This window comes from Candidatus Symbiopectobacterium sp. NZEC135, from assembly GCF_025962695.1.
The window spans coordinates 1-577 of the sequence record NZ_JAGFPF010001357.1 but is presented as its reverse complement, the minus strand read 5'-3'; the positions used below and the strand labels follow the sequence as shown (position 1 = coordinate 577).

The window sequence follows — 577 nt, the reverse complement described above, 5'->3', positions numbered from 1 at the left end:
TGTGGATCAGGACAGACGGCCGGATGAATCAGAGGCTGATTTCACGGAAAGAAAAGCAAAGCAAAAGCTGACAGACTATATCAACTGCTTTGATCCTTCGATTGATGATCCTGAGGGTGAACCAGCCGATCCCGTTAAGCTTGTTACTCCAGCTTATGTAAAAAAACCTCTCGGGGATGATGAAGAGCCCGGTGCAGGTGAAGAGCCACGCTGGAGTCGATACACGCGAACCAACCAGCTGCAGCGGTTGATCGACACATGGCAGGAAGCGAAAGAAACGTTGCCTGATGAGTTCTGGGCGTTAAGACTCAGGATCATGAACTACGGTCAGATCTATCTTCATGAATATATAACGCATATTCAGCGAGGATTGACTAACCCGTACGCGGGCGTCATCTATGGCGGCGGGACGCTAATGCATCGGTATGGACGGGGTTTTCTTTTTAATTTCTTTGATAAACATGAGGGTAAACCTGTTCGCCTGTATGTCAGTAAAGATCTGATGGCGAAAGGCCGGTTTGGTCATTATATCGATGAAATACTGGACACAGAAAACGTCAGATATTTCCGTGTGTTT

At 47.1% G+C, this 577-nt stretch carries 1 pseudogene; it reads left to right on the top strand.

From position 1 onward, the window contains the following. Window position 1 precedes the first annotated feature (1 nt). Window positions 2-577, top strand: a pseudogene (locus J5224_RS34245) (hypothetical protein); the annotation flags it as partial.